This window comes from Photobacterium salinisoli, from assembly GCF_003614885.1.
In the GTDB taxonomy this organism is placed as follows: Bacteria; Pseudomonadota; Gammaproteobacteria; order Enterobacterales; family Vibrionaceae; genus Photobacterium; species Photobacterium salinisoli.
In genome coordinates this window covers 1-1,495 of sequence record NZ_QZMS01000023.1, presented here as the reverse complement: position 1 = coordinate 1,495, position 1,495 = coordinate 1, and the positions used below count along the sequence as shown (strand labels likewise).

The 1,495-nt window shown below is 58.2% G+C and carries 3 protein-coding genes; all 3 read left to right on the top strand.

Annotation, left to right across the window (positions count from 1 at the left end):
* The coding region (locus D6M16_RS22110) for a hypothetical protein (protein WP_162941131.1) at nucleotides 1–333 on the top strand (333 nt) is incomplete at its 5' end.
* 4 nt (nucleotides 334–337) lie between these two features.
* The gene (locus D6M16_RS22105) at nucleotides 338–1,159 is read left to right on the top strand and encodes a hypothetical protein (RefSeq protein WP_120514001.1); all 822 of its coding nucleotides are present in this window, start codon (nucleotides 338–340) and stop codon (nucleotides 1,157–1,159) included.
* On the top strand, nucleotides 1,152–1,495 hold a 344-nt coding region (locus D6M16_RS22100), incomplete at its 3' end, for a hypothetical protein (RefSeq protein ID WP_205576956.1). The genes D6M16_RS22105 and D6M16_RS22100, both read left to right, overlap by 8 nt.

Below are 1,495 nucleotides of genomic sequence, written 5' to 3'. Positions count from 1 at the left end.
ACCATGACTGACCACGGTGCCATGGAAGCCGCGGGGGAAATGGCCAGTGATGCCATGACCCTTGGCTCGAATGCGTTAGCGTCGAATAACAACGCCCTGACGGATGCGTTTAGTTTTGGACTGGAAACCTTCAACGGGGCGCTGAGTTCCCTTGGTGGCATGGCCTCTAACCAGAGCAATCTGGCCTCGCAGTCCATGCAGTTGGCGAACAGCATCAATGCCAGCGCCAACACAGGCGGGGCCAGTGACATAGGACGACAGAACACACAGGTCATGATGGCCTTTGCGGCGGTCATCGGCTTGGTGCTGCTGGTTGTGGTTCTTAAGAGGTAGCGGAATGTATCAGACACAGAAAATCATCGAAGTACAGCTACAGGCCGGAGAAAAGATTATCTCGGCTGTCAGTCAGTACCTTTTAATCCGTGACTGCTCCCATACCGTCACCTTGCTGGCAAAAACCCAGAACCGGGAGCTGGGGACAGAGCTGAAGAAAAACGACGTGGTGCCTTTGAGCGGTTTCGAGACCATTGAGCTGTACAACCACCACAGCACGGCGGTCACGCTCAAGTACCAGTTAACCGATATTCCGGTGAACACCCAGTCTGACGCGGTGGCTATCAGTGGCGCGGTGGAGGTGCACAGCATCCGTGAACCCGTGACCATTGATGCGATTCAGCAGACTGTGCCCGTGTCATTTTCGGCCCCGGTGTCCATTGATAACTGGCCCGCCGTCCAACCTGTGAGCGGAAAGATCACCGTAGGCAATTTGCCTGAGGTGCAGGCGGTGAGCGGTGAAATGGCGATCACCAACCTGCCCGCGGTGCAGACCGTGAACGGTCAAGTCACTGTCGGTAATTTGCCGCAGGTGCAGCAGGTCAGCGGTCTGGTTGCGGTGGCGCGCAGTGATGCGCTCACCAGTGCGGTGATCCCATTAGAGCAGGCAACCACCACGCAACTGCTCGCCGCCGACAGCAAGCGCCAGTCTGTGCTGGTGCAGACAGACAAAGCCCTGTTTATCGGGGGTGAAGGCGTGGATAACCAGACAGGCATTTACATCGCAGCGGGGGAATCCATGACGCTGGATACCGGGGCGGCGGTGTATGGCTATGCGCTGGAAGGGGCCACGGTGCGGACGCTGGCAGAGGTGCGCCATGGCTAGATTACACGGTAGCGGCGGCGGGAGCTGGAAAAGCGGCGATATCAAGATCCACAACGGCACCCTTGAATCTATCCCGCTGGGTTGGGTGCTGTGTGACGGTCAGAACGGCACGCCGGACTTGTGCGACCGGGCGTTGGTTGGTGCGGGCCGGGCTTACAGTCCGAATCAGACATTCGGGACGGACAGCCGGGCCACAGGCAATCACACCCTGTCATCCAATCAGCTTCCCAGCTCGTCCATGACCTATCAGCGCACCAGTAACTTTCAGATCTCCAGCATTAGTAATGCCGGGGTGGCGAATCGCTCGGTGCCTAATAACGGCTGGAGTGCGTACGC